Genomic DNA, 18,749 nt, shown 5'->3' with positions numbered 1-18,749 from the left:
GTCCCGGCGCGTCGGCCTGCCACCGGTCAACCCTTGGGGTAGACCCAGGCGTTGGGCTTGCAGGTGATGCCCTGAAGCGTGAGGGTCTTGGTCTGCTGCTGCATGACCGGGGCCAGGGCGCCGGGCGTGGAGCAGTTCACGTGGTTGTGGCCCAGGCGGTGGCCGACCTCGTGGTTGATGAGCATCTGACGGTAGGCCAGCAGCTTGTCCGGGCCGAACGTGGCGGCGCCCTGCGCCCAGCGATAGGCGTTGATCATGATGCGGTCGGTGGCTGCCGAGTCACAGGACACGTTGTCGATCGTGGTGTCGAGGCCGGACTTGGCACACCATTCGCCCGTCGTCCCCGGGCTGGCGAGCGTGATCACGAAGTCGGGGTCTCCCGAGGAGATCCGCTCGAAGGCCATCGCCCCGTTGTGGGCCCAGCTCCGGTCGTCGTTCAGCGTCTTGTGGACCGCTTCTGCGAACAGGCCCGCGTCGAGGGGGAGCCCCTTCTCCACATCGACCCGGTAGCGGCGCTTCACCCCCTTGCCGGGGGCCTTGGCCAGTCCGGGGACGGCCTCGAACGAGCCCTCGGCCGTCAGGTCCGGGGGGATGGCGTACGGCTTCGCCATCCGGTCCGCGTACGACAGGGGCTGCACATCGGGCTCCGCGGAGGGGGACTCGGGCGTCGGCCGGGCGTCGGAGCGGGCGGCCTCCTCGGGGTCGGCCCGCTGCTCCGTGCCGCTCGCCGTCGCACGGTCGCCGGAGTCCTCGGCGACCTGCCCGGCCACCACGACCGCGAGCACGGTGGTCACCGCGGCGGCGGCGACGCCGGTGAGGGTCCGCCCCCTGCCTCCTCCGGTCGCCCGGCGCTCGGCCGGCTCCCCCTCTCCGTCGCCGGCAGGATAGGCCGGGGGCGCCGAGGGCGGCTCTGCGGCCCGGGGTTCGGGCGGCTCGTCGTCGAAGGCGTCGACGAATTCCCGGCGCGGCCCCGGAACGTGGGGGGAGGCGGCCGGCTGCCGCGCCGCCCGTCCGTCCGCGGCGCGCTGGGCCGCCCGCTGGGCGGACACCTGACGCTCCACGGCCTCCTGCCGGGCCGCGCCGTGCTGACGCCCGGAGGGGCCGGCGGGGTCGGCGGCGACGGCGTCAGTGCGGCCGGAGGGGCCGGTGCGACCGGGGGCGCCGGAGTGTTCGGGGACGCCGGGAGGGCCGGAGGTTCCGGAGTCGGCAGAAGCGGCCTGGGCGGGGGGCCGGGCGCCCTCCCCGTGGTCGGGGGCGGGCTGCTGGCGGGGCGGATACGGCAGCGGGCCGGGGCCGGCTCCGTAGGGCCGGCCCCGGGCCTCGCCCGAGCGGGGCAGCGGGCCGGCCCCCCAGCCGCCGCCCCCCTCACGCTGTTCGGGGTGGCCACCGCGCGTCAGCGGGGCGTCGGCGGAGAAGGCGGAGCGCCCGTCATCGGCCGCCGGGGCCGGGGTCCGCCTGCGGCGGCCGCTTCCCGGCGCGGTCCGGGATGCGGAGCGCTCACCGCCCCCCGGCTCCGCCGCGGCGGCCTCCGGGCGGAGCGCCTCTGAGCCCTTTCGACTGTGTCGTCCCACGCCCCGGATCAGCTCCCGCCGCAATCGTCCAGCAGTTCCCGGAACGCCTGGGCGACCGCCTCCGGGTACTCCATCATCGCCACGTGCCCCGCCTCCGGCAGGGCCAGCAGCCGGGCGTCGCGGAAGGCCGCGTACGCCCTGCGCGCCATCCGGTACGAGACGAGTCGGTCCCGCCCGCCGTACACGAGCTGGGTCGGCGCGAGCACCCGCTCGGCCTGGCGCCACAGCCCGTGCTGTCCGCCCAGGGTGTAGGCGTCGACGATGCCCCGTGCCGAGCGCGTCATCGCGTCCCAGAAGTACGGCAGCTCCAGCCGCCGCTCCATCTCGGCCACCGCGTGGCGGAAGGCTTCCTCGGAGACCCGTGCCGGATCGCCGTAACAGAGTGCCATGGCTCCGCGCGTCCGCTGCTCCGCCGTCCAGTCCTTCGTGAGCCGGGCGAACAGGGAAGCGAGCCCCGGCACCGCCAGGAGGCCCGTAGGGACGGCGGGCCGCTGCACCCGCCACTCCGGCAGCGCGGGCGAGATCAGGGTGAGGGTGCGCACCAGGTCGGGGCGGACGGCGGCGATCCGGGTGGCGACCGCGCCGCCCAGGGAGTTCCCGATCAGATGAGCGGGTCCGCGGCTCTCGGCGTCGAGCAGCCGGATCACCGCGCGGGCGTGCCCGGTGACGGAGTAGTCGCCGTCGTCCGGCGGGGGCGAGTCCCCGAAGCCGGGCAGGTCGACCGCCTCCCCGTCGACAACGTCCGCCAGCAGCGGCATCAGGGACGACCAGTTCTGCGACGAACCGCCGAGTCCGTGGACGTACAGCGCGGGGGGCAGGCCGGCCCGGGTCGCCGGCCGGGAGCGGAGGGCCAGACCGACGCCCGGCAGCGACACGGTGCGCAGCCGCTCGCCGTCGGCGACCCGGACGGCACTGACCGTGGGGGCCACCGCCGCTGCGGCGGCGGCTCGGGTTCCGGGCGGCTGGGTCGAGGACATGCGGCAATGTTACGAGACGATCACGCGCCGATTCCTGTGTTCGCGGTCACAGGCCGCATCGCGGGGTAGGAGTGTTGCTCCTACGCTTCAAGGAAAGGAAGGGAGCCCTCATGACGGTCGACCCCAGCGACCCGGAGACCTTCGAGCGGACCGAGCCGGAGGCCCCGGGCCACGAGGCCCCGGAGGCCGACGCCGCGGAACAGCGCACGGAGGTCCGGCCCGAGGACGACGAACAGGACGCAAGCGTCGATCCGGCCACCGCCAATCCCGCCGATGTGGCCGAGCAGAACAGGGTCGTCCCGCTCGACGAGGACGATTACCGCTAGTACGCCCCGGTTTGCTCGCGCTCGCCTTCCCCGTTGGCTTCCACAGCGGTCCGGTCCGTGAAATTCTGCGTCCGCGCCGCGCACAGCCGGGTTACCCAAAAGTACGATGGCTGGACGGCGCAGCGTGCACGGACCGGCTGTGCTGGAACACATATTTGGGAGGCGGCGTGACAGCCATCGAGCAGACAGAGGCGGCGCGCCCGCGGGGCACCCGTCTGCCCCGCCGCGCCCGACGCAACCAGCTGCTGGGCGCCGCGCAGGAGGTGTTCGTCGCGCAGGGTTACCACTCCGCCGCGATGGACGACATCGCCGAGCGGGCCGGGGTCAGCAAGCCGGTCCTCTACCAGCATTTCCCGGGCAAGCTGGAGCTCTACCTGGCCCTCCTGGACCAGCACTGCGAGGCGCTGCTCCAGGCCGTCCGCACGGCGCTCGCCTCGACGAAGGACAACAAGCTGCGCGTCGAGGCGACGATGGACGCCTACTTCGCGTACGTCGAGGACGAGGGCGGAGCCTTCCGGCTGGTGTTCGAGTCCGATCTGACCAACGAGCCCGCCGTGCGCGAGCGGGTCGACCGGGTGTCCCTCCAGTGCGCGGAGGCCATCTCCGACGTGATCGCCGGGGACACCGGGCTGTCCCAGGAGGAGTCCATGCTGCTGGCGGTCGGGCTGGGCGGCGTCTCCCAGGTGGTGGCGCGCTACTGGCTCTCCAGCCGGTCCGCGATCCCCCGGGAGACGGCGGTGCAGCTGCTGACCTCACTGGCCTGGCGGGGCATCGCCGGCTTCCCGCTGCACGGCGCCGAGCAGCACTGAGGCCGCCGCCCGGGAGTCGCCGGGCGCCGTGTTCGCTGCGGGCGTTGCCGGTCGGACCCTGAGCCGCCCGCCCGCCGGGCTAATGTGGCTGCGTACGGCGCGGTTCACCGCGCAAGGAGTGACCGTCGGAGGGACATAGCCGTGGAGGTCAAGATCGGGGTGCAGCACACGCCCCGCGAGATCGTTCTGGAGAGCGGGCTTTCCGCCGAGGACGTCGAGAGCGCGGTCGCCGCGGCGCTGGGCGGCACGTCGGAGCTGCTCAGCCTCACGGACGACAAGGGCCGCAAGGTCCTGGTGCCGTCCGACCGGATCGCCTACGTGGAGATCGGTGAGCCCACCGCCCGACGGGTGGGGTTCGGCACGGTGTAGTCCACGGACGCGTCGATCACGGAAGCGGNNNGCCGCTTCCGTGCGTGCCGGGCCCCGCTTTCGCGGTGCCGGGCGCCAGGCCTCGTACGGGGTCACGAGGGGCCGCGGAGGGTTGCTGTCCGGAGGCAGGGGGTAGTACCGCCTACGACCGATACGCCCGCCCCGCCCACCCCCGCGAGGTGATCTGTGATCTGGGAATTCCTCGGCTCCGCCGCTCTGGGGCTCGCCCTGTCCTGGGCGGCTCTCCGGTCGCTGGCCGACCGGCTCCCGTCCGGCCGTGCGGTGTATCCCACCGGCGCCCTGGGAGCTCTCTTCGGCGCGTTCCTGACCCATGCGGCGCTGGACCCCGGCCATGTTCCGGCGACGCTGGCCGGAGCCGTGTCCGTCTCAGCGGTGACGCTGTCCCTGCTCATCCGGCCCGGAGGCCGACGCCTCACCCGGTCGGCAGCGGCCCAGTAGCGCGAGCCGGGGAAGGGTGTCAGGCGGCCAGCCCCAGGGCGGCCATCCGCTTGGTGTGGGCCTCGGTGATCCGGGAGAACATGCGGCCCACCTCGGCGAGGTCGAACCCGCCCGCGACACCGCCCACCAGCATCGTGGAGAGAGCGTCACGGTCGGCGACCACCCGCTGGGCCTGCGACAGCGCCTCGCCCATCAGCCGGCGGGCCCACAGCGCGAGCCGCCCGCCGACGCGGGGGTCGGCCTCGATGGCGGCGCGCACCTTCGCCACGGCGAAGTTCCCGTGGCCCGTGTCGTCGAGCACCGACAGGACCAGGGAGCGGGTGTCGGTGTCGAGCCGGGCCGCGACCTCGCGGTAGAAGTCGCTCGCGATCGAGTCGCCGACGTAGGCCTTGACCAGGCCTTCCAGCCAGTCGGACGGGGCCGTCTGGCGGTGGAAGTCATCCAGCGCCTTGCCGAACGGCTCCATCGCGGCGGCCGGGTCCTCGTCCACCGCCGTGAGCCGTTCGGTCAGCTGCTCGAAGTGGTGGAACTCGGCGGCGGCCATCTTCGCCAGCTCCGCCTTGTCCCCGATCGTCGGCGCGAGTTTCGCGTCCTCCGCCAGCCGCTCGAAGGCCGCCAGCTCTCCGTAGGCGAGGGCGCCGAGCAGGTCCACGACGGCGGCGCGGTACTGCGGCTCGGCGGACGCGGTGGCCCAGTCCTGGGCGGCGATCCCGGTGGCCTCGGAAGCTTCGGCGGTGTTCTCAGTGGCGTGGTCAGGCGTCTCCATGAACCGAACGATAGCCCGCTCCGCGAGGGGCGGAAGGGCCTGGTCAGCCGTCGCCTCCATACCGTTCCAATGAATTCGCCCAACACACATGCGCAGATCCGGGGTACAGTGGTATTGCGCTTACTGAGCACTGTGCTGTGCCAGAGGCGCGCCCTTGAATGAGGATGCCCGGTCGGTGGCCCGATCGGCTCCGACCCGACAGCCCTCCACGCGGTGCGTGCGACACGTACGACCGCAGATGAGGGGCCCCCTCAGCGGCACGAGCGCTCGAGCGACGGCAGTGGTCCCGCGCCACCCGGCCCATCCACGGCCGGATGACCAACCCCGGCACGGTACGACCCCCAGCGTTCGCCTCGGACCGCGTCTCACAGAAGAGGCAGCACCCTGACTACGTTCCGCGACCTCGGGATTCTCACCGAGACGGCCGAAGCCCTTGAGGCGGTCGGCATCATGTCCCCCTTCCCCATCCAGGAGCTCACGCTCCCCGTGGCCCTCTCCGGCTCCGACGTCATCGGCCAGGCCAAGACCGGCACCGGCAAGACGCTCGGCTTCGGTCTCCCGCTCTTGGAGCGCGTGACCGTCCCCGCCGACGTCGAGGCGGGCCGCGCCACACCCGAGCAGCTGACCGACGCGCCGCAGGCGCTCGTCGTCGTCCCCACCCGCGAGCTGTGCCAGCAGGTCACCAACGACCTGCTGACCGCCGGCAAGGTCCGCAACGTCCGCGTTCTGGCGATCTACGGCGGCCGGGCGTACGAGCCCCAGGTCGAGGCTCTGAAGAAGGGCGTCGACGTGATCGTCGGCACCCCGGGCCGCCTCCTCGACCTGGCGGGTCAGCGCAAGCTCGACCTCTCCCACATCCGCGGGCTCGTCCTCGACGAGGCCGACGAGATGCTGGACCTGGGCTTCCTGCCCGACGTCGAGCGCATCATCACGATGCTGCCGCCCAAGCGCCAGACGATGCTGTTCTCGGCCACCATGCCCGGCGCCGTCATCAGCCTCGCGCGCCGCTACATGTCCCAGCCGACGCACATCAACGCCACGTCGCCCGACGACGAGGGCACGACCGTCAAGAACACCGTGCAGCACGTCTACCGTGCGCACAACATGGACAAGCCGGAGATGGTCTCCCGCATCCTCCAGGCCGAGGGCCGCGGGCTCGCGATGATCTTCTGCCGGACCAAGCGCACCGCCGCCGACATCGCCGAGCAGCTGGAGAAGCGCGGCTTCGCCTCCGGCGCGGTCCACGGCGACCTCGGCCAGGGCGCCCGCGAGCAGGCGCTGCGCGCCTTCCGCAACGGCAAGGTCGACGTCCTGGTCTGCACCGACGTCGCCGCGCGCGGCATCGACGTCGAGGGCGTGACGCACGTCATCAACTACCAGTCGCCCGAGGACGAGAAGACCTACCTCCACCGCATCGGCCGCACCGGCCGCGCGGGCGCCAAGGGCATCGCGATCACGCTGGTCGACTGGGACGACATCCCGCGCTGGCAGCTGATCAACAAGGCGCTGGACCTGAAGTTCCCCGACCCGCCCGAGACGTACTCCACCTCGCCCCACCTCTTCGAGGAGCTCGGCATCCCCGCGGGCACCAAGGGCGTCCTGCCGCGCGGCGAGCGGACCCGTGCCGGGTTGCGCGCGGAGGAGGTCGAGGATCTCGGCGAAACCGGCGGTCGCGGCCGCAAGGCCGCCGCCCCGGCCCCCGCCCGCGAGGAGCGCGAGCCCCGCACCCGTACGCCGCGCCAGCGCCGCCGCACCCGTGGCGGGGCCGCTCCGGAGGAGGGCGCCGCGACGGTGCCCGCGCCCGCCAAGGAGGCCGCTCCCGTCGCCCCGTCCGGTGACGAGGCCCCGGAGCCGCGTACGCCGCGCCGCCGCCGCCGCACCCGGGTCAGCGCTGCCGAGGCCGTCACGGAGGCCGCCGTCGCGGTCGCGGAGGCTCCGACCGCGCCCGCCCCGGTCACCGAGCCCGCCCAGGTAACGGAGCCCCAGCCCGTCGCAGAGCCCCGGTCCGCCCCCGTGGCGGAGCCGGCCGCCGAGGCGGAGGAGACCGTCGCGGAGACCAAGCCGCGCCGCCGCCGCAAGGCCGCCGCCAAGCCGGTCGCCGCGGAGACGGCGCAGCCCGGCGCCCCGGCCCCGGCCGCCCCCGCGCAGGCCGAGTTCCAGACCGTGGCGGCGGCCGCGGGCGTCGCAGAGCCGGCCGCGGAGCCGAAGGCGGTCAGGCCGCGCCGCCGCACCCGGACCGTGAAGCCGGCCGACGAGGTCGACTTCCAGATCGCCCCGGCCTCGGAGCCGCAGCAGGAGCCCAGGGCGCGCCGCCGTCCGGCCCGCGCCACGACGAAGCCGAAGGCGGAGTCCTCGGCGGCGGAGCCGAAGGCCAAGGCGGCGAAGACCGCCGGGTCCGCGGCCGCGGCGAAGCAGTCCCGGCCGACGACGGAGCCCGTGGCGGAGACCGCCGCACCGGCGACGGCAGAGGCGCCGGCCGCCGAGGCGGGCGCGGCGGACGCCAAGCCGCGTCGCCGCCGGGCCACGCGCAGCGTCACCTCCACGGTGTCCCAGGAGGCCGCCGTGGCCTCGGATGCCGTGCCGGGCGAGGTCGCTCCCGCCCCGGAGGCGAAGCCCCGTCGCCGTCGCGCCACCCGCCCCGCGGGCCAGGCGTCGCCGACGAGCGGGAGCTGACGCCCCCGCCGTACTGCTCGACCGACGGCCCCGGCCCCCGCACACGCGGGGGCCGGGGCCGTTCGGCTGCCCGGCGGCGTCCCGGTCGCGGCGCCGGGGATAGCCTCGCCGTATGAGTCGGCCGCCCACGTTCACCCCGCCCCCCTGTGCCCGCGCCCGCGTCCTGCGCACCGAGCGCGGTGACTTCGCCGTCCTGGACGCCGCGCCGCGTGGTCCGGTGCGGGCCACCGCTCTGTTGCTGCCCGGGTACACCGGCAGCAAGGAGGACTTCATCGCGCTGCTCGAACCGCTGTCGGCCGCGGGCTACCGGGTGGTCGCCGCTGACGGCCGGGGACAGTACGAATCCGAGGGGCCGGAGTGCCAGGAGGCTTACGCTCAGGGGGAGTTGGCGCGTGATGTGCTGGCCCAGGCGGCGGCCCTCGACGAGGGCGGCGGCGGGCTGCACCTGCTCGGGCACTCGCTCGGCGGCCACATCGCCCGGGCCGCCGTCCTCCTGGACGCCGCCCCGTTCCGCTCGCTGACGCTGATGTCCTCGGGGCCGGCAGAGGTGGTCGCGGCCCAGCGGGACAAGGTGAGGATGCTGAGCGACGCGCTGTCCGTGCTGTCCATGGACGAGGTGTGGCAGGCGATGCGGGCCCTGGACCCGCCCGAGGACGCGGACACCGACGGCGGCGAGGACATGCGCAGGCGCTGGGTCCGTCACCGCGCGGCCCAGCTCATCGCCACGGGGGCGCAGCTGAGCGGGGAACCGGACCGGGTGGACGAGCTGGCCGCCGTCGGGCTGCCCGTCCATGTCCTGTCCGGCGAGCGCGACGACGTGTGGCCGGTGGAGCTGCTCGACTCGATGGCGCGGCGTCTCGGCGCCCGTCGGACCACGATCGCCGGGGCCGAGCACTCCCCCAACACCGCCCGCCCGCACGAGACGGCCGAGGCGCTCGCCGCGTTCTGGGACGACCTCCCGGCCTCCTGACGCCCCGCCGACAGCCCGTCCGGCGCGACGGTGGCGACCGCGCCGCCGTCGCGCCATACCCGGCCAGGAAAGCGGATCGGCCGTCGCGCGGCACGGCGGTGGAGGCCCGTGTCAGGGCCTCGACGCGGTCCCGGCGTCAGTACTGCGACTGGAGGTGCTGCCAGAAGCCGTCCCGGAGCGCCCGCCGCAGGTGCGCGTGGCCGCGCAGGGAATGCTGGAGCAGGCGTTCGGCCTCCACCAGCAGGTCCTGGTCGACGGAGCCCGGCAGATACGGATGGCCGGGCAGCAGGTCGGCGAGGGACTCCCGGCTGCGTGCGGCGAGCCAGGCGGCGGCGATCTGCGCGCCGACGAAGCGGACGTCCTCCCGGGAGGGCGCCGGGGCGTCGTCCTCGTAGGTCGTGACGGGTCGCCGCGCGACGTACGGGCGGCAGAAGTCCAGGTCGAAGGTGCGCTGGCTGTCGACCTCCCACAGCAGCGGCTCGGCCTGGTTGCGGCCTTCCGCGGCCTCGATGCCCCACAGGTGTACGCGCGCGCCGTAGCCCTGGGCCGCCTCGACCGCCGAGACCAGGTCCTCGTCGCCGCCGACGAGCGCCGCGTCGCTGATGGCGCGGTGCCGGGCGAGGGATTCGAGGTCGGTGCGGATGAGCGAGTCGACGCCCTTCTGCTGGTTGTTGGCGTTGAGGTTGCCGAGCCGGACCTTGACGTCGGGGAGCTCCGCGATGGCCTGCTGCTCGGTGGTGTGGATGCGGCGCCGGGCGCCGTCGTACCAGTAGACGCGCAGCAGCCTGCTGTCCGCGAAGATCGTGCGGGCCTTGTCGATGAAGGCCTCGATCAGCCCTTCGGCGTCGAGGTCGAAGGAGCGCCGGTCCTCTGTGCCGGTGACGAGCAGACCGGCGGCGGCGTACACATAGCCCGCGTCCACGAAGATGGCGTGGGTCGACGGCGTCTTGGACACCTCGACGAGCACGCGCTGGAGCAGCTCGTTGGTGCGGTCCAGTCGCTCGTCGGCGCGGTCGACCGGCGCTCCGGCGGCCTCCGGGCCCGCACCGCGGCCGGGGAACCGCGGGTCCCTTTCGTTCATGCGGGCCCCAGGGACTGTGGCTGGGCGACTACCGAGGGGTACTTAGCCATCCAAAAAATTTCCTTAGCGTAGGGAATGTTTGCATCAGCCACCTCGTTGTACTCCCTGTGGAGCGCGAAGCGAGGACGCTTGGTGCTCCACATCCTCGCGGACGGGGCGACCCGTCCGCGCCAGTAGTTCTCCAGCAGGAGGATCAGACGAAGGGAAGCCTCATGCGCTTCGAGATCATGCGACTCGACGACGTCGACGGTACCGCCGTTGACAGCACCGTCGTGGACGCCGCCTCCGTCAACCGGATCGTGCAGCAGGCCGCAGCAGTGGGCCGTCGCATCTACATCCGGCCGGCCATCGGCTCGGCTTCGTAACGCTTCACGGGCTTGTCCTGATTCACGCATTGCGCCGCTGAGGCCCGCGTCCGGACCGGACCCCGGGCCCTCAAGAGGAAGCGCCCCCGCACGGATCGTCTGTGCGGGGGCGCTGTGGTGTCCGGGGGCGTCAGGAGTTCTGGACGACCTCGGTGACGCCGTTGATGATCTGCTGCACGGCGATGGCCGAGAGCATCATGCCGGCGAGCCGGGTCACCAGCACCACGCCGCCGTCCTTGATCACCCGGATGATCACCAGCGAGTAGCGCATGGCCAGCCAGAGCACCACGTGCATGGCCACGATCGCCGACCAGACCGAGAGCTGGCCGCCCATGCCGTCGGCGTGCTGCACCGCCAGGATGACCGAGACGATGGCGCCGGGCCCGGCGAGCAGCGGCATGCCCAGCGGCACGAGGGCGACGTTGACGTCCTTGGTCTGCGTCGGCTCGTCGGTCTTGCCCGTCAGCAGGTCGAGCGCGATCAGCAGCAGCAGGAGCCCTCCCGCGATCATCAGCGCGGGCACGGAGACGTGCAGGTAGTCGAGGATCTGCTGACCCAGCAGACCGAAGACGGCTATCACGCCGAAGGCGACCATGACCGCCTGGAACGCCATCCTGCGCTGCACCTTGGCGGGGCGGCCGGCGGTGAGGGCGAGGAAGATCGGTGTGATGCCCGGAGGGTCCATAATCACAAAAAGGGTGAGAAAAAGTGATCCGAAGACAGCGACGTCGAACACAGTGAGCCTTGCGAGAGAAGAGCGGGCGTGACAGGGGCGCGCGGCCGGCCGCCGGCGCGGGGCGCAGGACGGCTCGCGAAGGGGCGCGCGAGGAGAGAGGGACGAGAGGTGCGGTGAAAGGGATCGCGCGCGGGGCGCACGGGACTTACCGGTGTCCGGCTCCACCGGCGCCCGGCACCGGGAAGGCTCCCGTGGCGCGCCGGGTGATCTCGCCGTAGATCTCGGGGTCGGTGGTGTACTCGCCGAGCCGCACGGTCTTGCGGCTGCCGTGGTAGTCGCTGGCTCCGGTCGCCAGGAGTCCCAGCTCGCGGGCGAGGCCCCGCAGCCGGGCCCGGGTGGGCCCGTCGTGGTCCATGTGGTCGATCTCGATGCCGTCGAGGCCGGCGTCGGCGAGCGCGGCGATGGTGGTCTCGGGGACCACGGCGCCCCGTTTCGCGGCGGCCGGGTGGGCGAAGACGGTGACGCCGCCCGCCGCCTTGACCAGCCGGACGGCCTCGAAGGGGTCGAGTTCGTGCTTCTCCGCGTGCGCCCGTCCTCCGTTGCCCAGCCAGGCGGGCGTGAAGGCGTCGGAGACGGTCGCGACGACGCCGAGTTCGACGAGGGCGGCGGCCACGTGCGGGCGGCCGACCGAGCCGTTCCCCGCGATGCGTGCGACCTGTTCCCAGGTGATGGGGACGTCGAGGGCGCGGAGCTTGCGGACCATCTCCCGGGCGCGCGGCGCCCGGTCGTCGCGGACGAGCTCGCGCTCGCGCTCCAGCTCCGGCTCCGCGGGGTCGAACAGATACGCCAGCATGTGCATGCTCACGCCGTCGACGCGGCAGGACAGCTCGGCGCCGGTGACGAGGGTGAGGCCTTCGGGCAGTGCGTCGATGGCCTGCCGATGGCCGCCGACGGTGTCGTGGTCGGTGAGCGCGACGACGTCCAGTCCCACGGCGGCGGCGTTCGCGACCAGCTCGGCGGGGGTGTCCGTGCCGTCCGAAGCGGTGGAGTGGGTGTGCAGGTCGATACGCACGACGGCTGACTCCAGGGCTCGCGGGCGAACAGGGGGACGCTCAAGGATAACCGCCGCGCCTTGCCGCCTCTGCCGCGCGTACGTCCCCGGCCGGCGGGCCCGGCGCCGGCGTCGCTCCTGGCCGCGCGGACGCCGACGCGCCGGGAGGGCCGTCGCGCCCCGGCCGCGTCCGCCTCAGTCGCGGTCGCCCGTCGCCTGCCGGGGCGGCACGTCCCCAGCGGTGAGGAGCCGCGGGGTGAGGGCGCCGCACGGGACGAGGTCCACTTCTCCCCCGGCGTCCCGCAGGTCGGTCAGCACCAGCTCGTCGTACATCAGGAGCCCCGACTGCCCCGGCCACAGGATCGCCCACAGCCACAGTCCGCGCGCCTCGCCCGCGAAAACCGCCCGGTCGCCGGGGACGCCGTGGACGTGCCAGAGCGGGGTGGGGCGGCCGGCGGCGTGCACCTTGGCGTCGGGGGCGGAGTCGACGTCCAGGAGGGGGCCGGGGTCCGGGCCGTCGATGCCGGCGTAACGGGCGCCGAGTCCGACGCCCAGCTCCTCCGCGACGAGCAGCAGCTCGCCCATGCCGCCCAGCGGTCCGGGGCCGGTGCAGGCGACGGCGGTCGCCCGGCCGCCGCTGCGGTCGTCGCCCGCGCTGGCCACCCCGGTGAACAGCCAGCCCACGGGGAGCGGCCACGGCATCCAGACGGGCACCCGGGTGCGGTGGACGACGACGGCGAGCGCCTCGACGCTCGGCGGGACGACCGGCTGCATGGGATGGATCTGCCCGTGCGCGGAGCACTGCCAGGCGTCGGCGAAGAGACCGGGCGCCCTGACCCGGCCACCGCATTTCGGGCAACTGGGTTCGCCCCTCATACCGACCAACGGTCCTCCCCGCCGGTCCTCGCGTCAAGGACGATCACCCGTCCGCAGCGTGGCCCCGGCCGGAGGCGGGTGACAGAGGCCCGGCGCGCGCACAGGAGGACCGGGCGCGGGGCGCCTCCGAGGTCAGTCCAGGGGTACGGACGTACGGAGCGGATCGCGCAGGTCCGTGCCGTGCGAGAGCCACCGCTCCTCCAGCTCCTGAGCGCCGCGCACCCGCTTCCAGGCGGCCTCGTTGCGGGTCATCGGCAGCAGCGGCAGGAAGCGCACCGGGTCCATCGGCTCGTCCAGCTCCAGGTCCTCGACCAGTCCGCCGGACTCCGCCACCAGCACCGAGGTGAACGGTGCGCCGGTCCACAGCGGCTCCCCCAGGTCCAGCGAGGCCCCGGGAGCCACGATCACCCCCTCGACCTGCGGGGAGGCGGCGAGGACGGCGAGCGGGCGCAGCACCTGGTCGGTGTCGGCCAGGCCGCCCCTGACGGAGAGGACCAGCTCGGCGCGGGGGCCCTTCACCGGGTCGGCGAGCGGCGAGGTGGGATCGGCCATCGGCTGCGCCGACATGCCGAGCGTCGCGTAGCGCACCACATCGCCGTCGAGGAAGCGCAGCACCTCGATGCGGTCCGTGCCGAGGAACGTCACCTCGGCGCGGGCGTCCGGGTCTCCGAGGGCGGAAAGGAGCCGTGCTTCGACCAGCGGAAGAATTTCTGCCATGCGGCGAGCATAGATCGCGTAGGGATTGGGCAAAGTACGGGATTGGCCCCAGGACGGCTGATAGCCTGGCCGCCGGTCGGGACAGCACGCAGAAGCGTTGCTCTCCACGTCCCGACGACACGTCGTCCCTCACGGGGGACCGGCCGGAGGAGGTGGGGACTGCCATGGATCCAAGTCGACCGTGCAGTACCGATCGCTCTTCCGAATCTCGCCTTTCTCGTTGATCCGACGCCTCGTCGGTCATTCCGGAACCACCGCGCCGCGGTGCCCGGCTGACGCCCCGACAGCAGTTCGCGCGACGGAAGAGCCCCTCGTTTTTGCCTGTCTGTAGCGAACGCCGTCATCGCGCCCGCGCGGTGCCGCCCGCTTTGCGGACGTGAGCCCACGTCCCCGTTCCGGGCTGTTCCACGCCCTCGCCGACGGCCCTCCGTGAAGGAGCCAGCCATGTCGATGATCCGTGACCTGCGCGCCGCCGTGCGCCCGTCCCTGCGCACGTCCCTCCGTAAGAACAGCACCCCCTACAGCGGTTACGACGCCACCCGCGACCCGTCCGCCTCCAGCGCGGTCGTCGACTGCGCGGTCTACCGCGACGGGCGCCGGCTGGTCGCGCCCGCCGCGCCGACCCCGCACGAGGCGATGCTCCAGGTGCGGGAGGAGGGCGGCTTCGCGTGGATCGGCCTCCACGAGCCGACGGAGGAGGAATTCGCGGGCATCGCCCGGGAGTTCGGGCTCCACCCGCTGGCCGTGGAGGACGCCGTCCACGCCCATCAGCGGCCCAAGCTGGAGCGGTACGACGACACGCTGTTCACCGTCTTCAAGACCATCCACTACGTGGAGCACGCCGAACTGACCGCGACCAGCGAGGTCGTGGAGACCGGCGAGGTGATGTGCTTCACCGGCCGGGATTTCGTCATCACCGTCCGGCACGGCGGCCAGGGCTCCCTGCGGGCGCTGCGCCACCGCCTCCAGGACGACCCCGAGCTGCTCGCCAAGGGCCCGTCCGCCGTGCTGCACGCCATCGCCGACCACGTCGTCGACGGGTACATCGCGGTGGCCGAGGCGGTGCAGGACGACATCGACGAGGTGGAGATCGACGTCTTCTCCACTCCGGCCAAGGGCAGCGCGCGCGGTTCGGACGCGGGGCGGATCTACCAGCTCAAGCGTGAGGTGCTGGAGTTCAAGCGGGCCGTGTCGCCGCTCCTGCGGCCCATGCAGCTGCTGAGCGAGCGCCCGATGCGGCTGATCGACCCCGACATCCAGAAGTACTTCCGCGACGTCGCCGACCACCTCGCCCGGGTCCAGGAGGAGGTTCTGGGCTTCGACGAACTGCTGAACTCGATCCTCCAGGCGAACCTCGCGCAGGCGACCGTCACCCAGAACGAGGACATGCGCAAGATCACCTCCTGGGCGGCGATCATCGCCGTGCCGACGATGATCTGCGGCGTCTACGGCATGAACTTCGACCACATGCCGGAGCTGGAGTGGACGTACGGCTATCCGATGGTCCTGGGCGTCATCGGGGTGGTCTGTTTCTCCATCCACCGCATCCTGAAGCGCAACGGCTGGCTCTGAGAGCCCCGGGGCGGGAGCGGCCGCCGGATGCCGAAGACCCGCACGGCGGCCGGTTCCGGGCCCGGCGGGGCGGCCGGCCCCTGGGTAAGCTCGCGCTCATGACTCACGCGCTCCCGCCCGACGCCGCCGACGCGCTGCTGGACCGGGCCCTCGTCGAGGAGGCCACCAAGAAGTCCGGCCTCGTCTGGGTCCGGGGCACCGGGCCCTCCCGTGCCGTCTGGCACGTCTGGCACGAGGGCGCCGCGCTCCTCGTCGCCGGCGGCCCCGGCGAGCAGCCGCTGCCCGAGGGCCTCGCCGACGAGGGCCGCGCCGAGGTGACCGTACGCAGCAAGGACAAGGGCGGCCGGATCGTCGCCTGGACCGCGCGCGTACGTTTCCTCGCGCCGCGCTCGCAGGAGTGGGAGGCGGCGGTGGCCGAGCTGAAAAGCAAGCGGCTGAACGCGCCGGACGCCGAGAGGATGGCGGAACGGTGGGCACGGGAGTGCACGGTGGTGCGGCTGACGCCCGCCGAGGTCGCCGCGGGGCTGCCGGACGCCTCGCTGGCGGCCGTCCCGCTGCCGACCGCCGCCACCACCCGCCGTCCGGCGCCCGCGGCGCTGCCCCGGCTCCTGCTGAAGCGCCGCCGGCCGCGCTGACGCGGCGGGCGGCTCAGCCGGAGGACTTCGGGAGCTGCCCGCCGTAGTCGACCGTGTCGTCCTCGTCCGGGGCCTCCAGCGGAAACGCCCGGCCCCAGTCGGCCAGCGCGATCGTGCCGCCGCCGCCCCCCCGGGCCACCCGCAGCGGGTAGGGCTCGTCCTCCAGCGACACGTCGAACGCCCCGCCCTCGCCCTTGCCGCCCAGGATCTGGACGGTGCGGTGGCCGGCGACCGTGCCGCGGCTGCCCTTGTTGACCGTGCCGTGCAGCGCGAGCAAACCGTCGAGCAGCACCTTCTTGTCGGTGAAGCCGCGGAGCTGCCCGTAGCTGGGGTCGCCCTCCGGGACCTTCACGTACTTGCCGCCCAGCTTGTCGGCGGCCGCCACGTCGACGGACTCCTCGTGCTCCTCGCTTCGGCCGTGGGACCAGAAGTCGGCCCCCGCCTTGAGGAACAGGTCGTCCTCGACGCGCAGCAGGGCGAAGCTCTGCTCCTTGGAGGTCACCGACCCGACGCCGCCCTCCGTGTTGAGCTTCATGTCCAGCCGGTAGGTGCCGCCCTTGCTGACGAGCGTGCCCGACAGCCGTACGGCCGTGGCGGCGGCGGCCGCCGCTCTGGCCTTCGCGTCGATCTCGGAGGCCGGAAGTCTTCCGATGCCGTTGGTCCCCTTGTCCGGGTCCTCCTCCGTGCCACAGGCGGTGAGGGCGACGGCGAGCCCCCCGCACAGCACGAGAGCGAGGGCGGTTCGGCGATGGCTCCGCAGGGCCGGGGCGAAAGAGGTCACGGGCGCACTGCCTCTCGAGGGCGATCGGGGGTGGCAGACGGCAGCGTACCCGGCGTCCGCGCACCGCCCGGCCGCCGACCGTACGGACTGATCCGCCCGGGCACGGTGTGCCTGCACGGGCTAGCCTGATCCCGGCGTGCCGGTGAGATCCGCTGGCCGGCGCCGCCGGGCCGACCGGGCGGACACACGGTCGCGGGCTTCCCCGGCACGGTGACGGAAGGAGGCGGAGCATGGTGGCGACCACCCCCCGGATCTTCGTCTCGCACCTCTCCGGGGTCGCGGTCTTCGACCCGAACGGGGACCAGGTCGGCCGGGTCCGCGACCTGGTGGCGATGTTGCGCGTCGGCGGACGCCCCCCGCGCGTCCTGGGCCTGGTGGTGGAGGTGGTCAGCCGCCGGCGGATCTTCCTGCCGATGACCCGGGTGACGGGCGTCGAGTCGGGTCAGGTCATCACCACGGGTGTCGTCAACATGCGCCGCTTCGAGCAGCGGCCCACCGAACGTCTCGTCCTCGGGGAGTTCCTGGACCGGCGGGTGCGGCTGGTGGAGAGCGACGAGGAGGTCACCGTCCTGGACGTGGCCATCCAGCAGCTGCCCGCCCGCCGCGACTGGGAGATCGACAAGTACTTCGTCCGCAAGGGGCGCGGCGGGGCGCTGCGCCGCAAGGGCGAGACGCTGACGGTGGAGTGGTCGGCGGTCAGCGGGTTCTCACTGGAGGAGCACGGCCAGGGCGCGGAGAACCTGGTCGCCACGTTCGAACGGCTGCGGCCCACCGACGTCGCCAACGCCCTGCATCACCTCTCGTCCAAGCGCCGGGTCGAGGTCGCCGCCGCCCTGGACGACGACCGGCTCGCCGACGTCCTGGAGGAGCTGCCGGAGGACGACCAGGTGGAGATCATCGGCAAGCTGGCGGAGGAGCGGGCCGCCGACGTTCTGGAGGCGATGGACCCCGACGACGCGGCCGACCTGCTGTCCGAGCTGCCGGAGGAGGACAAGGAACGGCTGCTGGCCCTGATGCGGCCGGACGACGCCGCCGATGTGCGGCGCCTGCTGTCGTACGAGGAGCGGACGGCGGGCGGCCTGATGACGACCGAGCCGATCGTGCTGCGGCCCGACGCGACGGTGGCCGACGCGCTCGCCCGGGTGCGCCAGGCGGACCTGTCGCCGGCGCTGGCCGCGCAGGTGTACGTGTGCCGGTCGCCGGACGAGACCCCGACCGGCAAGTACCTGGGCACGGTGCACTTCCAGCGGCTGCTGCGCGACCCGCCGTTCACGCTGGTCAGCTCGCTGGTCGACAGTGACCTGGTGCCGCTGTCCCCGGACACCCCGCTGCCGACGGTGACCAGCTATCTGGCCGCGTACAACATGGTCTCCGCGCCCGTCGTGGACGAGAGCGGCTCGCTGCTGGGCGCGGTGACCGTCGACGACGTCCTGGACCACCTGCTGCCCGACGACTGGCGCGAGACGGATCTGCACGGGGAGGAGGGGATCGGCCATGGCGGGCGATGAGCGGGCCAAAGCGGCGTCGACCGGGGCCTCGGGCCTGATGCGGCCCCCGCGCACCCGCCTCGACCAGCCGAAGGCCCCGAGGCGGCGGCTGCTCCCGGAGTACGACCCCGAGGCGTTCGGCCGGTTCTCCGAGCGGATCGCCCGCTTCCTGGGGACCGGGCGGTTCATCGTCTGGATGACGCTGATCATCATCATCTGGGTGGTGTGGAACATCTTCGCGCCCGAGAAGCTGCGCTTCGACGAGTACCCGTTCATCTTCCTGACGCTGATGCTCTCGCTCCAGGCCTCCTACGCCGCGCCGCTGATCCTCCTCGCGCAGAACCGGCAGGACGACCGCGACCGGGTGACCCACGAGCAGGACCGCAAGCAGAACGAGCGCTCCATCGCCGACACGGAGTACCTGACCCGGGAGATCGCCGCGCTGCGGATGGGCCTCGGCGAGGTCGCCACCCGGGACTGGATCAGGTCCGAGCTCCAGGACGTGGTGCGGGACCTGGAGGACCGGCAGGTCCTCCTCCCGGCCGAGAGTGACGAACGCGACCGCTGACGCCCTGCCCGCGTGGCGTG

General features: G+C 73.3%; 20 protein-coding genes. 11 read left to right on the top strand and 9 right to left on the bottom strand.

Annotated features, from left to right (window positions below; all coding sequences use genetic code 11):
- Window positions 1-26 precede the first annotated feature (26 nt).
- Both V9U70_RS27425 and V9U70_RS27420 read right to left on the bottom strand, forming a co-directional pair.
- Window positions 27-1,571: a DUF3152 domain-containing protein gene (locus V9U70_RS27425; protein WP_336679564.1), complete on the bottom strand. Its 1,545-nt coding sequence runs from the start codon at window positions 1,569-1,571 to the stop codon at window positions 27-29.
- Window positions 1,572-1,579: 8 nt separating this feature from the next.
- Window positions 1,580-2,548 (bottom strand): alpha/beta fold hydrolase, encoded by a 969-nt coding sequence (locus V9U70_RS27420; protein WP_336679562.1) that lies wholly within the window; start codon window positions 2,546-2,548, stop codon window positions 1,580-1,582.
- Between the two features lie 110 nt (window positions 2,549-2,658).
- Between V9U70_RS27420 and V9U70_RS27415 the strand changes: the two genes are divergently transcribed.
- From V9U70_RS27415 to V9U70_RS27400, 4 genes are all read left to right on the top strand, one after another.
- A complete protein-coding gene (locus V9U70_RS27415; RefSeq protein WP_336679560.1) occupies window positions 2,659-2,874 on the top strand; it encodes a hypothetical protein in 216 nt (71 codons plus the stop codon).
- Window positions 2,875-3,041: 167 nt separating this feature from the next.
- Window positions 3,042-3,683 carry a TetR/AcrR family transcriptional regulator gene (locus V9U70_RS27410; RefSeq protein WP_336679558.1) on the top strand — a complete coding sequence of 214 codons (642 nt, stop codon included), beginning with the start codon at window positions 3,042-3,044 and terminating at the stop codon, window positions 3,681-3,683.
- Between the two features lie 141 nt (window positions 3,684-3,824).
- Window positions 3,825-4,052: a DUF3107 domain-containing protein gene (locus V9U70_RS27405; RefSeq protein WP_336679556.1), complete on the top strand. Its 228-nt coding sequence runs from the start codon at window positions 3,825-3,827 to the stop codon at window positions 4,050-4,052.
- A gap of 186 nt (window positions 4,053-4,238) precedes the next feature.
- The gene (locus V9U70_RS27400; protein WP_336679554.1) at window positions 4,239-4,511 is read left to right on the top strand and encodes a hypothetical protein; all 273 of its coding nucleotides are present in this window, start codon (window positions 4,239-4,241) and stop codon (window positions 4,509-4,511) included.
- A 19-nt stretch (window positions 4,512-4,530) separates the two neighbouring features.
- Here V9U70_RS27400 and V9U70_RS27395 read toward each other — a convergent pair whose 3' ends face one another.
- On the bottom strand, window positions 4,531-5,277 hold the full coding sequence (locus tag V9U70_RS27395; RefSeq protein WP_336679552.1) for a ferritin-like fold-containing protein: 747 nt from the start codon (window positions 5,275-5,277) through the stop codon (window positions 4,531-4,533).
- Window positions 5,278-5,727: 450 nt separating this feature from the next.
- Here V9U70_RS27395 and V9U70_RS27390 point away from each other — a divergent pair, with 450 nt between their 5' ends.
- Together V9U70_RS27390 and V9U70_RS27385 are read left to right on the top strand one after the other, a co-directional pair.
- Window positions 5,728-7,950: a DEAD/DEAH box helicase gene (locus V9U70_RS27390; protein WP_336679550.1), complete on the top strand. Its 2,223-nt coding sequence runs from the start codon at window positions 5,728-5,730 to the stop codon at window positions 7,948-7,950.
- A 112-nt stretch (window positions 7,951-8,062) separates the two neighbouring features.
- Window positions 8,063-8,920, top strand: coding sequence for an alpha/beta fold hydrolase (locus V9U70_RS27385; protein ID WP_336679548.1), 858 nt, complete (start codon window positions 8,063-8,065; stop codon window positions 8,918-8,920).
- A 136-nt stretch (window positions 8,921-9,056) separates the two neighbouring features.
- Here the strand turns inward: V9U70_RS27385 and V9U70_RS27380 are convergent, their stop codons facing one another.
- Window positions 9,057-10,001, bottom strand: a complete 945-nt coding sequence (locus V9U70_RS27380) for an NYN domain-containing protein (protein ID WP_336679547.1) — start codon at window positions 9,999-10,001, stop codon at window positions 9,057-9,059.
- A 212-nt stretch (window positions 10,002-10,213) separates the two neighbouring features.
- Here V9U70_RS27380 and V9U70_RS27375 point away from each other — a divergent pair, with 212 nt between their 5' ends.
- Window positions 10,214-10,366, top strand: a complete 153-nt coding sequence (locus V9U70_RS27375) for a hypothetical protein (RefSeq protein WP_336679545.1) — start codon at window positions 10,214-10,216, stop codon at window positions 10,364-10,366.
- A 130-nt stretch (window positions 10,367-10,496) separates the two neighbouring features.
- Here V9U70_RS27375 and V9U70_RS27370 read toward each other — a convergent pair whose 3' ends face one another.
- The 4 genes from V9U70_RS27370 to V9U70_RS27355 form a co-directional block, all read right to left on the bottom strand.
- Entirely contained in the window at window positions 10,497-11,102 is a 606-nt protein-coding gene (locus tag V9U70_RS27370; protein WP_336679544.1) for a MarC family protein, read from the bottom strand.
- Window positions 11,103-11,247: 145 nt separating this feature from the next.
- Window positions 11,248-12,114 (bottom strand): PHP domain-containing protein, encoded by an 867-nt coding sequence (locus V9U70_RS27365; protein ID WP_336679542.1) that lies wholly within the window; start codon window positions 12,112-12,114, stop codon window positions 11,248-11,250.
- A 174-nt stretch (window positions 12,115-12,288) separates the two neighbouring features.
- Window positions 12,289-12,969, bottom strand: coding sequence for a DUF6758 family protein (locus V9U70_RS27360; RefSeq protein ID WP_336679540.1), 681 nt, complete (start codon window positions 12,967-12,969; stop codon window positions 12,289-12,291).
- 132 nt (window positions 12,970-13,101) lie between these two features.
- A complete protein-coding gene (locus V9U70_RS27355; RefSeq protein ID WP_336679538.1) occupies window positions 13,102-13,686 on the bottom strand; it encodes a suppressor of fused domain protein in 585 nt (194 codons plus the stop codon).
- Window positions 13,687-14,130: 444 nt separating this feature from the next.
- Here V9U70_RS27355 and V9U70_RS27350 point away from each other — a divergent pair, with 444 nt between their 5' ends.
- Window positions 14,131-15,258, top strand: coding sequence for a magnesium and cobalt transport protein CorA (locus V9U70_RS27350; protein ID WP_336679536.1), 1,128 nt, complete (start codon window positions 14,131-14,133; stop codon window positions 15,256-15,258).
- 98 nt (window positions 15,259-15,356) lie between these two features.
- Window positions 15,357-15,893 carry a hypothetical protein gene (locus V9U70_RS27345; RefSeq protein ID WP_336679534.1) on the top strand — a complete coding sequence of 179 codons (537 nt, stop codon included), beginning with the start codon at window positions 15,357-15,359 and terminating at the stop codon, window positions 15,891-15,893.
- Window positions 15,894-15,906: 13 nt separating this feature from the next.
- Here the strand turns inward: V9U70_RS27345 and V9U70_RS27340 are convergent, their stop codons facing one another.
- Window positions 15,907-16,674 carry a hypothetical protein gene (locus V9U70_RS27340; protein ID WP_336679532.1) on the bottom strand — a complete coding sequence of 256 codons (768 nt, stop codon included), beginning with the start codon at window positions 16,672-16,674 and terminating at the stop codon, window positions 15,907-15,909.
- 230 nt (window positions 16,675-16,904) lie between these two features.
- Between V9U70_RS27340 and V9U70_RS27335 the strand changes: the two genes are divergently transcribed.
- Entirely contained in the window at window positions 16,905-18,182 is a 1,278-nt protein-coding gene (locus V9U70_RS27335; protein WP_336679530.1) for a magnesium transporter MgtE N-terminal domain-containing protein, read from the top strand.
- Window positions 18,169-18,729 (top strand): DUF1003 domain-containing protein, encoded by a 561-nt coding sequence (locus tag V9U70_RS27330; RefSeq protein WP_336679528.1) that lies wholly within the window; start codon window positions 18,169-18,171, stop codon window positions 18,727-18,729. The genes V9U70_RS27335 and V9U70_RS27330 overlap by 14 nt, the downstream gene beginning before the upstream one ends.
- Window positions 18,730-18,749 lie beyond the last annotated feature (20 nt).

The sequence above is a fragment of the Streptomyces pratensis genome, from assembly GCF_037137275.1.
Taxonomy (GTDB): Bacteria; Actinomycetota; Actinomycetes; order Streptomycetales; family Streptomycetaceae; genus Streptomyces; species Streptomyces pratensis_B.
Note: the sequence above shows the minus strand (reverse complement) of the source record. Positions and strands in the feature narration are given on the sequence as shown.

Coding starts and splice junctions, on each gene's coding strand:
- V9U70_RS27385 (WP_336679548.1), top strand. CDS start 8,063: ATGAGTCGGCCGCCCACGTTCACCCCGCCCCCCTGTGCCCGCGCCCGC.
- V9U70_RS27350 (WP_336679536.1), top strand. CDS start 14,131: ATGTCGATGATCCGTGACCTGCGCGCCGCCGTGCGCCCGTCCCTGCGC.
- V9U70_RS27345 (WP_336679534.1), top strand. CDS start 15,357: ATGACTCACGCGCTCCCGCCCGACGCCGCCGACGCGCTGCTGGACCGG.
- V9U70_RS27380 (WP_336679547.1), bottom strand. CDS start 10,001: ATGAACGAAAGGGACCCGCGGTTCCCCGGCCGCGGTGCGGGCCCGGAG.
- V9U70_RS27335 (WP_336679530.1), top strand. CDS start 16,905: ATGGTGGCGACCACCCCCCGGATCTTCGTCTCGCACCTCTCCGGGGTC.
- V9U70_RS27395 (WP_336679552.1), bottom strand. CDS start 5,277: ATGGAGACGCCTGACCACGCCACTGAGAACACCGCCGAAGCTTCCGAG.
- V9U70_RS27355 (WP_336679538.1), bottom strand. CDS start 13,686: ATGGCAGAAATTCTTCCGCTGGTCGAAGCACGGCTCCTTTCCGCCCTC.
- V9U70_RS27360 (WP_336679540.1), bottom strand. CDS start 12,969: ATGAGGGGCGAACCCAGTTGCCCGAAATGCGGTGGCCGGGTCAGGGCG.
- V9U70_RS27375 (WP_336679545.1), top strand. CDS start 10,214: ATGCGCTTCGAGATCATGCGACTCGACGACGTCGACGGTACCGCCGTT.
- V9U70_RS27390 (WP_336679550.1), top strand. CDS start 5,728: ATGTCCCCCTTCCCCATCCAGGAGCTCACGCTCCCCGTGGCCCTCTCC.
- V9U70_RS27415 (WP_336679560.1), top strand. CDS start 2,659: ATGACGGTCGACCCCAGCGACCCGGAGACCTTCGAGCGGACCGAGCCG.
- V9U70_RS27330 (WP_336679528.1), top strand. CDS start 18,169: ATGGCGGGCGATGAGCGGGCCAAAGCGGCGTCGACCGGGGCCTCGGGC.
- V9U70_RS27420 (WP_336679562.1), bottom strand. CDS start 2,548: ATGTCCTCGACCCAGCCGCCCGGAACCCGAGCCGCCGCCGCAGCGGCG.